This window comes from Burkholderia pyrrocinia (genome assembly GCF_001028665.1).
In the GTDB taxonomy this organism is placed as follows: domain Bacteria; phylum Pseudomonadota; class Gammaproteobacteria; order Burkholderiales; family Burkholderiaceae; genus Burkholderia; species Burkholderia pyrrocinia.
The window spans coordinates 2,980,698-2,997,036 of the sequence record NZ_CP011504.1 but is presented as its reverse complement, the minus strand read 5'-3'; the positions used below and the strand labels follow the sequence as shown (position 1 = coordinate 2,997,036).

General features: G+C 67.7%; 14 protein-coding genes. 10 read left to right on the top strand and 4 right to left on the bottom strand.

The window, feature by feature from the left end:
* Positions 1-17: 17 nt before the first annotated feature.
* Entirely contained in the window at positions 18-434 is a 417-nt protein-coding gene (locus ABD05_RS29420) for a DUF3995 domain-containing protein (RefSeq protein WP_047903450.1), read from the top strand.
* 12 nt (positions 435-446) lie between these two features.
* Here ABD05_RS29420 and ABD05_RS29415 read toward each other — a convergent pair whose 3' ends face one another.
* A complete protein-coding gene (locus ABD05_RS29415; RefSeq protein WP_047903449.1) occupies positions 447-713 on the bottom strand; it encodes an RNA 2'-phosphotransferase in 267 nt (88 codons plus the stop codon).
* A gap of 452 nt (positions 714-1,165) precedes the next feature.
* On the opposite strand from ABD05_RS29415, the gene ABD05_RS29410 reads away from it, so the two are divergent.
* From ABD05_RS29410 to ABD05_RS29395, 4 genes are all read left to right on the top strand, one after another.
* Complete coding sequence (locus tag ABD05_RS29410; RefSeq protein ID WP_047903448.1) at positions 1,166-1,906, top strand: gluconate 2-dehydrogenase subunit 3 family protein; 741 nt, start codon at positions 1,166-1,168, stop codon at positions 1,904-1,906.
* Positions 1,906-3,684, top strand: a complete 1,779-nt coding sequence (locus tag ABD05_RS29405; protein ID WP_047903447.1) for a GMC family oxidoreductase — start codon at positions 1,906-1,908, stop codon at positions 3,682-3,684. Before ABD05_RS29410 ends, ABD05_RS29405 begins: the two co-directional genes overlap by 1 nt.
* Positions 3,681-5,105 carry a cytochrome c gene (locus ABD05_RS29400; RefSeq protein WP_047903446.1) on the top strand — a complete coding sequence of 475 codons (1,425 nt, stop codon included), beginning with the start codon at positions 3,681-3,683 and terminating at the stop codon, positions 5,103-5,105. Before ABD05_RS29405 ends, ABD05_RS29400 begins: the two co-directional genes overlap by 4 nt.
* A 207-nt stretch (positions 5,106-5,312) precedes the next feature.
* Positions 5,313-7,031, top strand: a complete 1,719-nt coding sequence (locus ABD05_RS29395; protein ID WP_047903445.1) for a cation:proton antiporter domain-containing protein — start codon at positions 5,313-5,315, stop codon at positions 7,029-7,031.
* Between the two features lie 158 nt (positions 7,032-7,189).
* On the opposite strand, the gene ABD05_RS29390 is transcribed toward ABD05_RS29395, so the two are convergent.
* Positions 7,190-9,079, bottom strand: coding sequence for a peptidoglycan D,D-transpeptidase FtsI family protein (locus ABD05_RS29390; RefSeq protein ID WP_047903444.1), 1,890 nt, complete (start codon positions 9,077-9,079; stop codon positions 7,190-7,192).
* Between the two features lie 419 nt (positions 9,080-9,498).
* On the bottom strand, positions 9,499-9,843 hold the full coding sequence (locus tag ABD05_RS29385) for a DUF3564 family protein (protein ID WP_047903443.1): 345 nt from the start codon (positions 9,841-9,843) through the stop codon (positions 9,499-9,501).
* Between the two features lie 651 nt (positions 9,844-10,494).
* Between ABD05_RS29385 and ABD05_RS29375 the strand changes: the two genes are divergently transcribed.
* Positions 10,495-11,706, top strand: a complete 1,212-nt coding sequence (locus ABD05_RS29375) for an SDR family oxidoreductase (protein ID WP_047903441.1) — start codon at positions 10,495-10,497, stop codon at positions 11,704-11,706.
* A gap of 55 nt (positions 11,707-11,761) precedes the next feature.
* On the opposite strand, the gene hpaR is transcribed toward ABD05_RS29375, so the two are convergent.
* Complete coding sequence (gene hpaR / locus ABD05_RS29370; protein WP_047903440.1) at positions 11,762-12,202, bottom strand: homoprotocatechuate degradation operon regulator HpaR; 441 nt, start codon at positions 12,200-12,202, stop codon at positions 11,762-11,764.
* A 152-nt stretch (positions 12,203-12,354) separates the two neighbouring features.
* Between hpaR and ABD05_RS29365 the strand changes: the two genes are divergently transcribed.
* From ABD05_RS29365 to hpaD, 4 genes are all read left to right on the top strand, one after another.
* Positions 12,355-13,044, top strand: coding sequence for a fumarylacetoacetate hydrolase family protein (locus ABD05_RS29365; protein WP_047903439.1), 690 nt, complete (start codon positions 12,355-12,357; stop codon positions 13,042-13,044).
* Positions 13,041-13,805 carry a fumarylacetoacetate hydrolase family protein gene (locus tag ABD05_RS29360; protein WP_047903438.1) on the top strand — a complete coding sequence of 255 codons (765 nt, stop codon included), beginning with the start codon at positions 13,041-13,043 and terminating at the stop codon, positions 13,803-13,805. The genes ABD05_RS29365 and ABD05_RS29360 overlap by 4 nt, the downstream gene beginning before the upstream one ends.
* Before the next feature lie 26 nt (positions 13,806-13,831).
* Complete coding sequence (hpaE, locus tag ABD05_RS29355) at positions 13,832-15,295, top strand: 5-carboxymethyl-2-hydroxymuconate semialdehyde dehydrogenase (RefSeq protein ID WP_047903437.1); 1,464 nt, start codon at positions 13,832-13,834, stop codon at positions 15,293-15,295.
* Between the two features lie 170 nt (positions 15,296-15,465).
* Entirely contained in the window at positions 15,466-16,314 is an 849-nt protein-coding gene (gene hpaD / locus ABD05_RS29350; protein ID WP_047903436.1) for a 3,4-dihydroxyphenylacetate 2,3-dioxygenase, read from the top strand.
* Positions 16,315-16,339: the final 25 nt, after the last annotated feature.

Sequence of the window (16,339 nt, the reverse complement as noted above, 5' to 3'; positions counted from 1 at the left end):
CAAGGACATTTACCGACATGACCGGTGCGTATTTCAGCGTGCCGACGCTTTGCGCGATCGCGCTCGTTCACGTCTACTGGGCGTTTGGCGGGCGGCTCGGCAAGCGTGCGGCCATTCCGGAGCAGGACGGCGTGCCGCTGCTGCGGCCGACCGCCGTCGGCACGCTTGCCGTCGCGGTGGCGCTGCTGGCCGGCGCATGCGTGGTCGCCACGCGTGCCGGCTGGCTGGGGCGGAACGCGTATCCCGGCACGATCGCGTTCGCGGTCGTTGCGTTCGCACTGATCTTCGCGGTGCGGGCCGTCGGCGATTTCCGCTATGTCGGCTTTTTCAAGCGGATTCGCGGGTCGCGTTTCGCGCGGATGGACACGCTGTATTACTCGCCGCTTTGCGCGGCGCTCGCGCTGTCCCTCGCGTCGATGTTCTGGCCGTGGTGAGCGGCGTGCGGCTCAGCGCGCCGGCTTGTCGATCCGTGTGAGGTATTCGGCCGGCACGGCATCGGTCAGCCAGACGCCGTTTTCGGCGACGAAGAACGTGTGGCCTTGCCGGTGCATGCGCTGCGCATCGACTTCGAGAATCGCGGGCACGCCGTAGCGCGTGCCGACGGCCAATGCAGTCCGGATGTCCGGCGACAGGTGCACGTGATGACGGGCGCCGGGTTTCAGCCCTTGCGCCCGAATCGCGGATCGGCCGGCGATCGCGCCATCCTTGCGCATTCCCGCTTCCGGATTTTTCAATTGTTGCAATTTTCGACGCATTGAATTGCATCGAACCACCTAGTAATGGAACCGGTTCCATATATAATTCGCGCCACGCGTCGCCGGACCCGAAAGAGGGTCGTGCACGCCGCGCTTGCCGCCGGCAAACGCGGCGTCTAAGTTGGATCAGGGTCATGGCGATAGCGGGCAGATGCGGGCCGGAAGGCGGGTATTTGTCCGAAGATAAGGTCCGCGAAGAGGCCGATCCGCGCAGCGCTGCCGGAACCGGCACGCACGCGGCTGCACGACGCCGCCGCAGCACATCGCGCGGCCGGTGTCCGCATCGAGGTTGTTCGCAACACACGAATGAACAGGACGGCCGGCCGCATGCGGCATGGCTGCCGTGCCGGACTCGCCGCATGCGGAATGCGCGCGTCCGGCCCCCGATCCCCAACGATCAACATCCGACCATGTCCACGCCACCTGACAAACCCAACTCGCGTCGCCGCTTCCTGCGCACGTCGGTCGCGCTCGTGCCGATCGCGTCGGTCGCCGGCTGCGACCTGCGCTCGTCGTCGCCATCCGCGACGACGGCCGGCAACGCGCTCGCCGCATCGGCCGGCGCCGAACGCGCCCCGTACAAGCCGACCTTCTTCGATGCGAAGGAGTGGGCGTTCGTCCAGGCCGCCGTCGACCGGCTGATACCGGCCGACGCCGAAGGCCCCGGCGCGCTCGAATCGGGCGTGCCCGAATTCATCGACCGCCAGATGGAGACGCCGTATGCGCACGGCGCGACGTGGTACATGCAGGGGCCGTTCCAGCAGGGCGTGCCCGAGCTCGGCTACCAGTTGAAGCTCGTGCCGCGCGACATCTACAGGCTCGGCATCGTGGCCGTCAACCGCTATTGCGAGAAGGCTCACGGCAAGGCGTTCGCGGAACTCGACGCGCCGACGCGCGACACCGTGCTCGGCGCGCTGGAGAAGGGCGGCGCACAGATCGACGACGTGCCGCCCGGCGTGTTCTTCGGCCAGTTGCTGCAGAACACGCGCGAAGGCTACTTCTGCGATCCGGTACACGGCGGCAATCGCGACATGGCCGCGTGGAAGATGATCGGCTTTCCGGGGGCGCGCGCGGACTTCATGGATTTCGTCAACCAGAACGGCAAGCCCTATCCGTACGGCCCCGTCTCGATCAACGGGGAGCGCACCTGATGGCCGCAGATAACAAGCCGCATGTCGATGCGGTGATCGTCGGCTTCGGCTGGACCGGCGCGATTCTCGCGAAGGAACTGACCGAAGCGGGCTTGAAGGTCGTCGCGCTCGAGCGCGGCGAGTATCGCGACACCTATCCGGACGGCGCGTATCCGAACACGATCGACGAGCTGACCTACAACATCCGCAAGAAGCTGTTCCTCGACCTGTCGAAGACGACCGTGTCGATCCGCCACGGCGTGCAGGACACCGCGCTGCCGTATCGGCAGCTCGCCGCGTTCCTGCCGGGCGAGGGCGTCGGCGGCGCGGGGCTGCACTGGTCGGGCGTGCATTTCCGGATCACGCCGGAAGAGCTGCGCCTGCGCAGCCACTATGAAGAGCGCTACGGCAAGAAGTTCATCCCCGAAGGGATGACGATCCAGGATACCGGCGTCAGCTACGACGAGCTCGAGCCGCATTTCGATTTCGCCGAGAAGGTGTTCGGCACGTCGGGGCAGGCGTACAAGGTCGGCGGCAAGGTGGTCGGCGACGGCAACGTGTTCGAAGCGAACCGCAGCAACGATTTCCCGTTGCCCGCGCAGCTCAATACCTATTCGGCGCAGCGCTTCTTCGATGCGGCGCAGTCGCTAGGCCTGCATCCGTACCGGTTGCCGTCGGCGAACACGTCGGGGCCGTACACGAACCCGTACGGCGTGCAGATGGGCCCGTGCAATTTCTGCGGCTACTGCAGCGGCTACGCGTGCTACATGTACTCGAAGGCGTCGCCGAACCTGAACATCCTGCCCGCGCTGAAGCAGGCGCCGAACTTCGAGCTGCGCTCGAAGTGCCACGTGCTGCGCGTCGACCTCGACGATACGAAGAAACGCGCGACGGGCGTCACCTACGTCGACCCGGCCGGGCGCGAAGTGCACCAGCCGGCCGATCTCGTGATCGTGGCCGCGTTCCAGTATCACAACGTGCACCTGCTGCTGCTGTCGGGCATCGGCAAGCCGTACGACCCGATCTCCGGCGAAGGCGTCGTGGGCCGCAATTTCGCGTACCAGAACCTGTCGACGATCAAGGCGTTCTTCGACAAGGACACCTACACGAATCCGTTCATCGGCGCGGGCGGCAACGGCGTCGCGGTGGACGATTTCAACGCGGACAACTTCGATCACGGGCCGCTCGGTTTCGTCGGCGGCTCGCCGCTGTGGGTGAACCAGGCCGGCGTGAAGCCGGTCAGCGGCATCGCGACGCCGCCCGGCACGCCGCAGTGGGGCTCGGCGTGGAAGAAGGCGGTCAAGGACAACTACGCGCACACGATCTCGATGGACGCGCACGGCACCAACATGTCGTACCGCGACGTCTATCTCGACCTCGATCCGACCTATCGCGATTCGTACGGCCAGCCGCTGTTGCGGATGACCTTCGACTGGAAGGACAACGACATCAGGATGGCGCAGTACGTGACCGGGCAGATGAAGAAGATCGCGGAAGCGATGGGGCCGAAGGCGATCGGCGTGTCGACGCGCGAGTTCGGCAAGCATTTCGACTCGCGCGCGTACCAGACGACCCACCTCGTCGGCGGCGCGATCATGGGCACCGACCCGAAGACGAGCGTGCTGAACCGCTACCTGCAGTGCTGGGACGTGCACAACGTGTTCGTGATGGGCGCCTCGGCGCTGCCGCAGGGCATCGGCTACAACCCGACCGGGATCATCGCGGCGCTGGCCTACTGGTCGGCACGCGCGATCCGCGAGCAATACCTGAAGAATCCCGCCCCGCTGGTGACCGCATGAACAGGACGATGAACCACAACGCCGCGCGCCGCGTTTCCCCGGTGCGGCGCGCGCTGGCGGCCGGCGCGGCCTGGGCCGCATTCGGCCTCGCGGGCACCGCGGCTTTCGCGCAACCGGCGGCAGCGCCCGCGGCGGCTTCCGGCCCGACCGCCGCGCCCGTGGCCCAATCCGCCGACGCGAACCTCGTCAAGCGCGGCGAATACCTGGCCCGCGCGGGCGACTGCATCGCGTGCCACACGGCGAGCGGCGGCAAGCCGTTCGCGGGCGGGCTGAAGTTCGACACGCCGATCGGCGGCATCTATTCGACGAACATCACGCCGGACCCGAAAACGGGCCTCGGCGGCTGGACGTTCGACGACTTCACCCGCGCGGTGCGCGAGGGCGTGCGCAAGAACGGCGACACGATGTATCCGGCCATGCCGTTCCCGTCCTATGCGCGCCTCACCGACGACGACATGATGGCGCTGTACGCGTACTTCATGCACGGCGTCGCGCCCGTCGAGCACGAGAACCGCACGGTCGACATCGTGTGGCCGCTGTCGATGCGCTGGCCGCTCGGGATCTGGCGCAAGATGTTCGCGCCGTCGCCGAAGCCGTTCGACGCGGCGCCGTACACCGACCCGGTGGTCGCGCGCGGCGCGTATCTCGTGCAGGGGCTCGGCCACTGCGGCGCGTGTCACACGCCGCGCGCGCCGACGATGCAGGAGCGCGGGCTGACCGACGCGGATGGCCCGGACTTCCTGGCCGGCGGCGCGGCGATCGACGGCTGGGTGCCGACGAGCCTGCGCGGCGAGCTGCGCACCGGGCTCGGCACGTGGACGGAAACCGAGATCGTGCAGTTCCTGAAGACCGGCCGCACGCTGCGCACGGCCGCGTTCGGCGGGATGACGGACGTGGTCGGCCACAGCATGCAGCACATGACCGACGACGACCTGAATGCGATCGCGCGCTACCTGAAGACGCTGCCGCCGCGCGTGCAGGGCGAGCAGCCGCACGTGTACGACGCGGCCGCCGCGAAGGCGCTGCAGACCGGCGACGCGAGCAGGCCGGGCGCGGCCGTCTATCGCGACAACTGCATGGCGTGCCACCGCAGCGACGGCCACGGCTACACGCGCGTGTTCCCCGCGCTCGCCGGCAACCCGGTCGTGCAGGGCGGCGATCCGACGTCGCTGATCCACGTCGTGCTGGAAGGCAGTGCGCTGCAGGGCACGCGCACCGCGCCGTCGACCTTCACGATGCCGCCGTTCGGCTGGCGCCTGTCGGACCAGGACGTCGCGGACGTGTCGAACTTCGTGCGCACGAGCTGGGGCAATACGGGCGCGCCGGTGACGGCCGCGCAGGTCGCGAAGGTGCGCAAGAGCGTGCCGTCGACCCGGCCCGAACCGCCGCCGGGCGCGCGGTTCCCGCAAGCGTCGCGCTGACGGGGCGGCGGGGCGTCAGCCCCGCCTTTCCGAGCCGCTTCAAGGCGCCGCCGAGCCCGCGCGGCGCCTGCCGCTTCGCCGGGGTTGCACCCCGCACAGGCGCGCCGCCGCGTGAAATTTTCGCGGTGGCGCGCCATTGTTCCGCCTCATCCCTTATCCTTCCACTCTTGAACCTTACTAAATAGTTACAAGAACTTGGGAGGGGGGATGCCCCATGACGTCAGCCTGATTGCGTTGCTCGCGGCCGGTTTCGGTCTCGCGATGATTTTCGGTTACTTCGCGTCGCTGCTGAAAATGCCGCCGCTCGTCGGCTATCTGCTCGCCGGGATCGTGATCGGCCCCGGCACGCCCGGTTTCGTCGGCGACCTGTCGCTCGCGCAGCAACTCGCCGAAGTCGGCGTGATGCTGCTGATGTTCGGCGTCGGCCTGCATTTCTCGCTCGGCGACCTGCTCGCGGTGCGCAAGATCGCGCTACCGGGCGCCGTCGTACAGATTACCGTCGCGACGCTGCTCGGCGGCGGGCTCGCGCTCACGTGGGGCTGGAGCCTCGGGGCGGCGCTCGTGTTCGGGCTCGCGCTGTCGGTCGCGAGTACCGTCGTGTTGCTGCGCGCGCTCGAAGGGCGCGGGCTCGTCGAGACGGTCAACGGGCGCATCGCGGTCGGCTGGCTCGTCGTCGAGGATCTCGTGATGGTGCTGGTGCTCGTGCTCCTGCCGCCCGTCGCGGGGCTGCTCGGCGGCACGCCGCCCGGCGACGCGCAGGCGGCCGGCGGCAGCCTGTGGGGCACGCTCGGCGTGACGATGCTGAAGGTCGCGGCGTTCATCGCGCTGATGCTCGTGGTCGGCAAGCGCGTATTCCCGCGCATTTTGTGGCTCGTCGCGCGCACGGGTTCGCGCGAGCTGTTCACGCTGTGCATGATCGCGGCCGCGGTCGGCATCGCATTCGGCGCGGCGAAGCTGTTCGACGTGTCGTTCGCGCTCGGCGCGTTCTTCGCCGGGATGATGATGCGCGAGTCGGAATTCAGCCGGCGCGCGGCCGACGAGACGCTGCCGCTGCGCGACGCGTTCTCGGTGCTGTTCTTCATCTCGGTCGGGATGCTGTTCGACCCGAAGGTGCTGGTCGACGAGCCGCTGCACGTGATCGAGGTCGCGGCGATCGTGCTGGTCGGCAAGACGCTCGCGGCGGTCGCGCTCGTGATCGCGTTCCGCTATCCGCTGAATACCGCGCTGACGGTCGGCGCGGGCCTCGCGCAGATCGGCGAATTCTCGTTCATCCTCGCGGGGCTCGGCCGTGCGCTCGGGCTGCTGTCGGCCGAGGGGCAGAGCCTGATCCTGGCGGTTGCGCTGATCTCGATCGCGATGAACACGCTGCTGTTCGCGATGATCGATCCGGCGCTCGCGTGGATCCGCAAGCATTCGGCGTTCGCGCGCAAGCTCGAGGCGCGCGACGATCCGCTCGCCGCGCTGCCGATGTCGACGCCGCAGACGCACCTGACCGGGCAGGTCGTGATCGTCGGCTACGGCAAGGTCGGCACGCGGATCGCGCATGCGCTGGACGAGCGCGGGATCGCGTATGTCGTCGTCGAGCAGAATCGCGAGCTCGTCGAGAAGCTGCGTGCGGACGGCATCGCGGCCGTGTCGGGCGACGCGATCGAGCCGATCGTGCTCGTGCAGGCGCATATCGCGCGTGCAGGGATGCTGGTCGTCACGCTGCCCGACGTGTTCGACGTGCGGCAGATCGTCGAGATCTCGCGCACGCTCAACCCGACGCTCGAGGTCGTGCTGTGCACGAACAGCGGCGACGAGGCCGCGCTGCTGTCGAGCGAAGGCATCGGCACCGTGTTCATGGGCGAGACCGAACTCGCGCGCGGGATGACCGAGCACGTGCTCGGCAGGATGGCGAAGCCGGTCGCGGCGGCGGCGCATTGACTGCGCGCGGGCAAGACCGCCCGCGGCGCGAAAAAAATGCAGGAGGGCGCAGGAGGAACGCTCAAATAGTGCGGGGCGTTCCTGGAAAGCGGGATGAAAGCGGGGAGCGGAGATGGCGCGCGGGCGGTGCGGCATGCCGCATCGCCCGCCCGGCGGCTTCAGCTTGCCGCTGCCTTCGCCGGCACGGTCGTGCCGGACTGCGCGGCCGTCTTCACCGGCGCGGCGGCCTTCTGCGCGGCAGCCGTTTTCGGTTGAGCCGCCGCCTTCGGCGCCGCGACCGTCTTCTGGGGGGCAACCGCCTTGGCCGGTTGCGGCTTCTCCGGTTCGACCGGCGCGTCGGGCGGCACGCCGAGCAACTGCAGCGAGCCGCTCGTGACCGACGCGAATACCGGGCCGGCCACCGTGCCGCCGTAGTAGCCCTTGCCGCGCGGCTCGTCGATCATCACCGCGACGATCAGGCGCGGGTTGCTCATCGGCGCCATCCCCGCGAACAGCGCGCGGTACTTGCCCTTCGCATAGGTCGCGCCGACCTGCTTGCGCGCGGTGCCCGTCTTGCCGCCGATCCGGTAGCCGTCGACGCGCGCGCGGCGCCCCGTGCCGCCTTCGCCGACCGCCATCTCGAGCATCGAGCGGATCGACGCGGCCGTTTGCGGCGACGTCACGCGGTGGCCGCGATGCGCATCGATCGTCTGCTGGTCGGTGCCGTTCTTCAGCAGCGACACCGGGTGCAGCGTGCCGTCGCCCGCATAGGCCGTGTAGGTCTGCGCGATCTGCAGCAGCGACATCGACAGCCCGTAGCCGTACGCCATCGTCGCCTGCTCGATCGGGCGCCAGCGCTTGTAGCCGCGCAGCCGGCCCGATGCGACGCCCGGGAACGTCAGCTCCGGCGCGCGGCCGATCCCGTATTCCTGGTACTTGTTCCAGATCGTTTCGGCGGGCAGGTTCAACGCGAGCTTCGCGAGCGCGACGTTGCTCGACTTCTGCAGCGCCTGCGACACCGTCAGCGACCCGTGGTTCGACGTGTCGTGGATCACGGCCGGGCCGATCTTGTAGGTGCCCGGCGACGTGTTGATGATCGTGTTCGGCGTGACCTTGCGCTCGTCGATCGACAGCGCGACGACGAGCGGCTTGATCGTCGAGCCGGGCTCGAACGTGTCGATCACCGCGCGGTTGCGCAGCTGCTGGCCCGTGAGGCGCGCGCGGTCGTTCGGGTCGAAGGTCGGGTAGTTCGCGAGCGCGAGGATCTCGCCGTTCTGCGCGTCGAGCACGACGACGCTGCCGGCCAGCGCGTTGTTCTCGACCACGGCCGCCTTGAGCTGGCTGAACGCGAGCTGCTGGATCCGGCGGTCGATCGTCAGCTCGATCGTCGCGCCGTGCTGCGCGGGAACGAGCGGGCGCGTGTCCGACACGATGCGGCCGAGCCGGTCGCGGATCACCTCGCGCTGGCCGGACGTGCCGGACAGGCGCCCATTCGCCGCGAGTTCGACGCCTTCCTGGCCCTTGTCTTCGACGTTCGTGAAGCCGACCACGTGCGCGGCCGATTCGCCTTCCGGGTAGAAGCGCTTCGAATCGGCGATCTGCGTGATGCCGTCGATCGCGAGCTTGTCGAGCCGGCTCGCGGTGTCCGCGTCGACCTGCCGCTTGAGCAGCACGAACGTCTTGTCGTTGCCGAGGCGCCGTTTCACCTCGACGAGCGGTATGTCGAGCAGCTTCGCGATCTGCGGATAGTCGGTATCGGCGACCTGTTTCGGATTCGCCCAGATTTCATAGGTCGACAGGCTGACCGCGAGCATCGCGCCGTTGCGGTCGACGATGCGCCCGCGCATCGCGTCGAGCTCGATCGTGCGCTGGTAGCGCTTCTGGCCCTGGCCGACGTAGAAATCCTGGTTCGCGACCTGCACCCAGAAGGCGCGCGCGACCAGCGCGGCGAACGCGAGGAACACGACGATCACGACCAGTTTCGAGCGCCACATCGGCAGGCGCGACGCGAGCATCGGATTCTTGGCCGCGTACGGATCGGCGGGGTGGGTCTTCTTTTTCACGCTCATGCAATGGCCGGGTCGGGCCGCCGGACGGCGGCAGGTCAGTCTGAATAATGCGATTGTAATAAATGAGTAAACGCCGTGTGGGGAAAGTATGTTCCGGCCCCGTGAAAAGGTGCGTGGCGAAGAATCGGTCAAGTGCCGAAAAGGGGGCAGGAAAGGCGGACGGAAGCGGAGTTTCACCGCCGCGGCAGACGATGAAAGGTGGACGATCCGCTGCGTGTCGATCCGGATGCATGACATCCGGGACCGATCGATTCAGATCGTCGCCGGTATGCGATCAATTGCCCGGCACCTGATTATTTCTTTAAAGCGGAAAATGAAAAACGCCCCAAAGAGGGGCGCCGTTAATACTGAATATCGAAATGAATATCGCTGAAACCGGAATAAACCCGAAGACCGCAGACGATTTACGTCAAATATTCCTATCGGTCGACGGAAATGAATTCATGGTATTCCGGCTCGGTCGTGCAACGATCGACGGCCTGCAGCCGCCACGCACCCGGGTGATCGCCGGCGAGCACGGCCGGGCCCTGTTCGCGCTGCGTCGCACCGAACGACAGCCCCTTCAACTGGCATACGGCTTTCCCGCCGTCGGCCGCGCAGAGCGCCATCGCACCCTCGACGTCGCGGACCTTGCCCCAGGTCGGAAGATCGATGCCCTGATGTGCCTCGCGCGACCACAGTCCCTCGTCGGTATCCACCCACAGCACCGCGAAGGATTGCCGGGTTGCGGATTCGCTGCCATTAATCCGAATCGTGAGGCGCATTGGATCGTCTCCTGAAAGAAATGATGCATTCGACCGTTTTGACTTGATCAGTCTAGATAGACTGGTGTGAAACGCAAGTGATAATCCGCAATAACTCCATATTGAGTCCATTGCGGTTTCAGATGAAACGACGTCTGACGATTCGCGGTCGTTCCGGTGGCGCGCGCAAACGCACGTGGCATAGGCGATGGCGGTGTCGGCGCGCGCATCGGTGACGGTCGAGACATGGGATGACATGGCCGGGGGCGCGTCGATCTGTCGCGCGCGGGCCGCCGCCGAAACCGGGCCGACCGACGCAACCCGGCACCGCCCGGAAGGGGCCCGACCGGATGTTTCAGCGCGTTGACGGCGCGGCCGGAACGACACACTCCGACAATCGCGTACAAATCGGCACACTTTCACGAAACTTTCGGGACAGACTTGCATGCGATCGGGCCCCACACTGGAAGCTTCCCGATCCCGTGCCGCGGACGCCCGTCCTCGGCGGCTGCCGCCGCCTCGTGCCAGAGACGCGATCGACGCGATCGCGGGCCGCACGCCCGATCGGGACAGCCAGGGCGCGCGCGTCAGCCCCGGCCCGGCCGGTGAGCCGTGCGCAGCCCGCAACCGCGGGCGCCGCGCCGCCCGGCCGACTCTTCGAAGGAGACTATCGTGCTGATCTGGAAAACCGCGTTGTCGCTCAACTGGCGGACGAGCCTCGTGTCGCCGGCCAGCGCACCGGTCGCGGCGGCGAACGTCGGACGGCTGGTGCTGACCGGCGCGACCGGCTTCATCGGCAGTACCGTGCTGACGGCGCTCGTCAATGCAGGGCTGCTCGAACGCATCGTGTGCGTCGTGCGCGCGCAGGATCGCGGCCATGCAGTCGCGCGGCTGCGCGAGGCGGCGCTGCGCGCGGGGCTTGCGCCGTACTGGGCGTCGCGCCTGACCGAGGCGAACGTGATCGTCGGCGCGCTCGGCGACGTGTGGCAGGGCGCCGACGCGCCGCGCCTCGCCGGTGCGACGCACGTGATCCACTGCGCCGGTCATGCGTCGCCGGCCGACGGCGCGCACCTGCAGGCGGACATCGCCGATTCGGTGCGCTTTGCCGAACGCTTCGCGCGGGCGCCGCGCCTGCAGCGTTTCGTGTACGTCGGCACGGCCTATGCGCATGCGGGCCGCGGCGGCATCGTGCACGAAGAAGCGGCGGGAGCCGCGGCGAACGAGGTCGCGCAAGACGGCGAAGGGCTGCCGGGCGCAGTGCTCGCGGCCGACTACCTGCATGCGAAGGCGGAAACGGAGCAGCGCCTGCGCGCGCTCGGGCTGCCGCTCGTCGTCGTGCGGCCGTCGCACGTCGTCGGCCACACGGTGCTCGGTACGCGGCCCGCGCCGAATTCGTTCTGGATGTTCCGGCTTGCGCATGCCGCGCGCCGCTTCACCGCGCGGCCGATGACGCGCATCGACATCGTGTCGGTGGACGACGTGGCGCGCGCGACGATGCTGCTGGCCGTCAAGCCGACGCTCGCGCACGATCTCTATCACGTGTCGGCCGGCGACGAGGCGCCGCAGGTCGCGCAGATCGTGCGCGCGATGGACGAGGCGGCGGGGATGACGGGGGCGCCGCGCTACGCGGCGTGCGCGCCGGCCGAGCTGCCGCTCGTGGTGCGCGACGTGCTCGGGCGGCCCGATCCGGCGCTCGAGCGCGTGATCGGCCGGGCGCTGCAGCGTTGCGGGGAATTCGCGACGGTCGATCGCGTGTTCGACAACCGCCGCGTGCGCGACGAAATCGATTTCGAGCCGTTGCCGTTCATCGATTACGTCGAGGAATGCATGCGCACGTCGCGCGGCGTCGCCGTGACCGAGCTGATGCGCGGCGCGCTGCACTGACCGCCCGCGCTGTACCGGTGCCCGTTCCCGCTGCTGGCGGGAACGGGCACCATCATCATGCGTTGCCGCCGAGTTCGATGAGCCGGTCGAGCGCGCGGTAGATGTCTTCGAGGCCGTCCTGGCCGAAGCGCGATTCGAGCTGCCGGTATTGCTCGTCGATGCGCGGACCGATTTCCGTGACGAGTTTCCTGCTTTGCGGCGTCAGGCTGACCAGCAGCCGGCGCTGATCCTCCTGCGCGCGCGTGCGCGTGATCAGTCCGTCGCGCTCCATCCGTTCCAGCACGCCCGTGAGGCTCGGGCTCAGGATGCAGCAGCGCCGCGCGATCTGTCCCGCTTCGAGTGCATGAGACGGTTCGCCGTCAAGCACGCGGATGATCCGCCATTGCTGTTCGGTCAGCGCGAATTCCTTGAGAATGGGGCGAAACAGGCCCATCAGCGTTTCGCGGGCCTCGAGCAGCAGCATGGCCAGGTTGCGATGGTCGAGCGTACGGTTCATCGGGGTGGGCAGTGGACGGGGACGCATCAATCTTAACAGCCGAAGGTGGTGAATTTCGCGTATCAGGGTAATCGAGGTTGCCAGCACCCGATTGTTTACTTAAGATATTAACTATTGACGATGCGCCGCGACGCGCGGCAGGGGAATGACGCATGGAGCTGTCTTGCACGACCGCCGCGGCGCCGCCGTTGCCGGTCGCCATCGGTACCGTCTACGGTGCGCTGCTCAACGAGCGAGCGGCGCTCGACGCGCTCGGCGATGCGGTGAACGCGCCGCCTTACGGCCGCCCGCCGCAGGCACCGATCCTTTACATCAAGCCGGCCAACACGCATGCGGCCGACGGCGCGGCCGTCGTCGTGCCGGCCGGCGTCGATGCGCTGGAGATCGGCGCGTCGGTGGCCGTCGTGTTTTCCCGGCGCGCCACGCGCGTGCCGGCCGCGCAGGCGCTCGACTACGTGCACGGCTTCACGCTCGCGAGCGACGTGTCGGTGCCACATCCCGATTACTACCGTCCGGCCGTACGCTTCAAGTGCCGTGACGGTTTCTGCCCGCTGGGGCCGGCGATCGTACCGGCCGCTGCGCTGGCCGATGTCGACGCGCTCGCACTGACCGTGCGGATCGACGGCGAGGTGGCCGCATCGGCGTCGACTTCGACGCTGATTCGCCCGGTGCGCGAACTGATCGCCGACGTGACCGCGTTCATGTCGTTCGACGCGGGCGATGTGCTGCTGCTCGGCGTCGCGGGCGGCGCACCGCGCGCCCGCGCGGGCAGCACGATCGAGATCGCCGCCGCCGGCATCGGCACGCTGCGGCACACGCTGATTGCGGAGGAAACACGATGAAGACGGCGCGCGTGATCTACAACGGCGCACTGCATGCGGCCGAGCCGGCCGGCGACGGTGCGATCCGCCTCGACACGGGGCGCGTGGTCGCCGAGGAGGCGGTCGCATGGCTGCCGCCCGTCGCGCCGCGCACGACGTTCGCGCTCGGCCTCAACTACGCCGACCACGCGAAGGAACTCGCGTTCAAGGCGCCGAGCGAGCCGCTGATCTTCCTGAAGGGGCCGAACACGTTCGTCGGCCACCGGTCGCGTACCGTGCGCCCGGCGGACGCGACGCACATGCACTACGAGTGCGAACTGGCCGTCGTGATCGGCCGGCCCGCGCGCAACGTGAGCCGCGCGCAGGCGATCGACTACGTGGCCGGCTACACGGTCGCGAACGACTACGCGATCCGAGACTATCTCGAGAACTATTACCGCCCGAACCTGCGCGTCAAGAACCGCGACACCTGCACGCCGCTCGGGCCGTGGTTCGTCAGCCGCGACGAGATCGGCGACGCGGGCGACCTGACGCTGCGTACGACGGTGAACGGCCGGGAGACGCAGCGCGGCAGCACGCGCGACATGATCTTCGACGTGCCGGCGCTGATCGAGCACATCAGCAGCTTCATGACGCTCTCGCCGGGCGACCTGATCCTGACCGGCACGCCCGAGGGGCTGGCGGACACGCAGCCGGGCGACGAGGTCGTGACCGAAATCGAAGGGATCGGCCGGCTCGTGAACACGATCGTCGGCGAAGCAGACTACTATCGCGCCGGCTGAGCCCGTCGCCCAAGGAAGGAGAGCACATGACCATCAAGCACTGGATCGACGGCCGCGAAGTCGAGAGCCGCGAGACCTTCACGACGCTGAATCCCGCGACGGGCGACGTGATCACCGACGTCGCGTCGGCCGGCGAGGCCGAAGTCGACGCGGCCGTGCGCGCGGCGAAGGAAGCGTTCCCGAAATGGGCGAACACGCCCGCGAAGGAGCGCGCGAAGCTGATGCGCAAGCTTGGCGAGCTGATCGAGAAGAACGTGCCGATGCTCGCGGCGCTGGAGACGCAGGACACCGGCCTGCCGATCGCGCAGACGAGCAAGCAGCTCATCCCGCGGGCATCCGAGAACTTCAATTTCTTCGCGGAAGTGTGCGTGCAGATGAATGGCCGCACCTATCCGGTCGACGACCAGATGCTGAACTACACGCTGTACCAGCCGGTCGGCGTGTGCGCGCTGGTGTCGCCGTGGAACGTGCCGTTCATGACGGCCACATGGAAGACGGCGCCGTGCCTCGCGCTCGGCAACACGGCCGTGCTGAAGATGTCGGAGCTGTCGCCGCTGACGGCCGACCAGCTCGGCCGGCTCGCGCTCGAAGCCGGGATCCCGCCCGGCGTGCTGAACGTCGTGCAGGGCTATGGTGCAACCGCCGGCGACGCGCTCGTGCGGCATCCGGACGTGCGTGCGGTGTCGTTTACGGGCGGCACCGTCACGGGCAAGCGGATCATGGAGCGCGCGGGCCTCAAGAAGTATTCGATGGAGCTCGGCGGCAAGTCGCCGGTGCTGATCTTCGACGACGCGGATTTCGACCGCGCGCTCGATGCGTCGCTGTTCACGATCTTCTCGATCAACGGCGAACGCTGCACTGCGGGCTCGCGGATCTTCGTGCAGCGCACGATCTACGACCGCTTCGTGCAGGAATTCGCGCGCCGTGCGAACAACCTGGTGGTCGGCGATCCGTCCGATCCGGCCACGCAGCTCGGCGCGATGATCACGCGCCAGCACTGGGAGAAGGTGACGGGTTATATCCGCATCGGCGAGCAGGAAGGCGCGCGCGTGGTCGCGGGCGGCGCGGACAAGCCGGCGGGCTTGCCCGACCATTTGCGCAACGGCAACTTCGTGCGGCCGACCGTGTTCGCCGACGTCGACAACCGGATGCGCATCGCGCAGGAAGAGATCTTCGGGCCGGTCGCGTGCCTGATCCCGTTCGAGGACGAGGAAGAAGGGCTGCGGCTCGCTAACGACACGTCGTACGGCCTCGCGTCGTACATCTGGACGCAGGACGTCGGCAAGGTGCATCGCCTCGCGCGCGGCATCGAGGCCGGGATGGTGTTCGTGAACAGCCAGAACGTGCGCGACCTGCGCCAGCCGTTCGGCGGCGTGAAGGAATCGGGCACCGGGCGCGAGGGCGGCGAGTACAGTTTCGAGGTGTTCGCGGAGATCAAGAACGTGTGCATCTCGATGGGTTCGCATCATATTCCGCGCTGGGGCGTGTAACGGGCGCCGGTCGTTTCGCCGCAAGAACGATCCCTTGGCCGGCATGCCGGCTGCGGGACTGCGAAGCATGGGGCCGGAGTAACCGCTAAAGCGCTAACTCCGGCCGACCGCGAAGCATGGGGCTGGAGTAACCGCTAAAGCGCTAACTCCAGCCGACAGGAGACTTAACGATGGGCAAACTGTCCCTCGCCGCGAAGATCACGCATGTGCCGTCGATGTACCTGTCGGAATTGCCCGGCAGGCATCACGGCTGCCGCGAAGCGGCGATCCGCGGCCATCAGCTGATCGGCGAGCGCTGCCGCGCGCTCGGCGTCGACACGATCGTCGTGTCGGACGTGCACTGGCTCGTCAACGCGGGTTATCACGTGAACTGCAACGCGCGGTTCGCCGGCACGTACACGAGCAACGAGCTGCCGCATTTCATCCGCGACATGCAGTACGCGTATCCGGGCAACCCGGCGCTCGGCCAACTGATCGCCGAGACGGCCAGCGCACGCGGGATCGCGACGCGCGCACACGAGATCGACAGCCTCGAACTCGAATACGGGACGCTGGTGCCGATGCGCTACATGAACGGCGACCAGCACTTCAAGGTCGTGTCGATCGCCGGCTGGTGCATGTGGCACACGCTCGACGAAAGCCGGCGCTTCGGCGAGGCGCTGCTCGAAGCGATCGAGAAAAGCGATTCGAACGTCGCGTTCCTCGCGAGCGGTTCGCTGTCGCACCGCTTCAACGATAACGGCAGCCCCGAGGAATCGATCCACCAGATCAGCCGCGAGTTCTTCAGGCAAGTCGACCTGCGCGTGGTCGAGCTGTGGAAGCAGGGCGATTTCAAGACCTTCTGCGCGATGCTGCCCGAGTACAACACGCATTGCCACGGCGAAGGCGGCATGCACGACACGGCGATGCTGCTCGGCCTGCTCGGATGGGATCGTTACGACAAGCCCGTCGAGATCGTCACCGACTATTTCGCGAGTTCGGGCACCGGGCAGATCAACGCGATCTTTCCGCTGCCCTGAACGCTGCCGCCCCGCATACGACATC

Bases quoted from the DNA above. Each gene is read 5' to 3' on its own strand.
- ABD05_RS29420 (WP_047903450.1), top strand. From the start codon at position 18: ATGACCGGTGCGTATTTCAGCGTGCCGACGCTTTGCGCGATCGCGCTC.
- ABD05_RS29415 (WP_047903449.1), bottom strand. From the start codon at position 713: ATGCGCAAGGATGGCGCGATCGCCGGCCGATCCGCGATTCGGGCGCAA.
- ABD05_RS29410 (WP_047903448.1), top strand. From the start codon at position 1,166: ATGTCCACGCCACCTGACAAACCCAACTCGCGTCGCCGCTTCCTGCGC.
- ABD05_RS29405 (WP_047903447.1), top strand. From the start codon at position 1,906: ATGGCCGCAGATAACAAGCCGCATGTCGATGCGGTGATCGTCGGCTTC.
- ABD05_RS29400 (WP_047903446.1), top strand. From the start codon at position 3,681: ATGAACAGGACGATGAACCACAACGCCGCGCGCCGCGTTTCCCCGGTG.
- ABD05_RS29395 (WP_047903445.1), top strand. From the start codon at position 5,313: ATGCCCCATGACGTCAGCCTGATTGCGTTGCTCGCGGCCGGTTTCGGT.
- ABD05_RS29390 (WP_047903444.1), bottom strand. From the start codon at position 9,079: ATGAGCGTGAAAAAGAAGACCCACCCCGCCGATCCGTACGCGGCCAAG.
- ABD05_RS29385 (WP_047903443.1), bottom strand. From the start codon at position 9,843: ATGCGCCTCACGATTCGGATTAATGGCAGCGAATCCGCAACCCGGCAA.
- hpaR (WP_047903440.1), bottom strand. From the start codon at position 12,202: ATGAACCGTACGCTCGACCATCGCAACCTGGCCATGCTGCTGCTCGAG.
- ABD05_RS29365 (WP_047903439.1), top strand. From the start codon at position 12,355: ATGGAGCTGTCTTGCACGACCGCCGCGGCGCCGCCGTTGCCGGTCGCC.
- ABD05_RS29360 (WP_047903438.1), top strand. From the start codon at position 13,041: ATGAAGACGGCGCGCGTGATCTACAACGGCGCACTGCATGCGGCCGAG.
- hpaE (WP_047903437.1), top strand. From the start codon at position 13,832: ATGACCATCAAGCACTGGATCGACGGCCGCGAAGTCGAGAGCCGCGAG.
- hpaD (WP_047903436.1), top strand. From the start codon at position 15,466: ATGGGCAAACTGTCCCTCGCCGCGAAGATCACGCATGTGCCGTCGATG.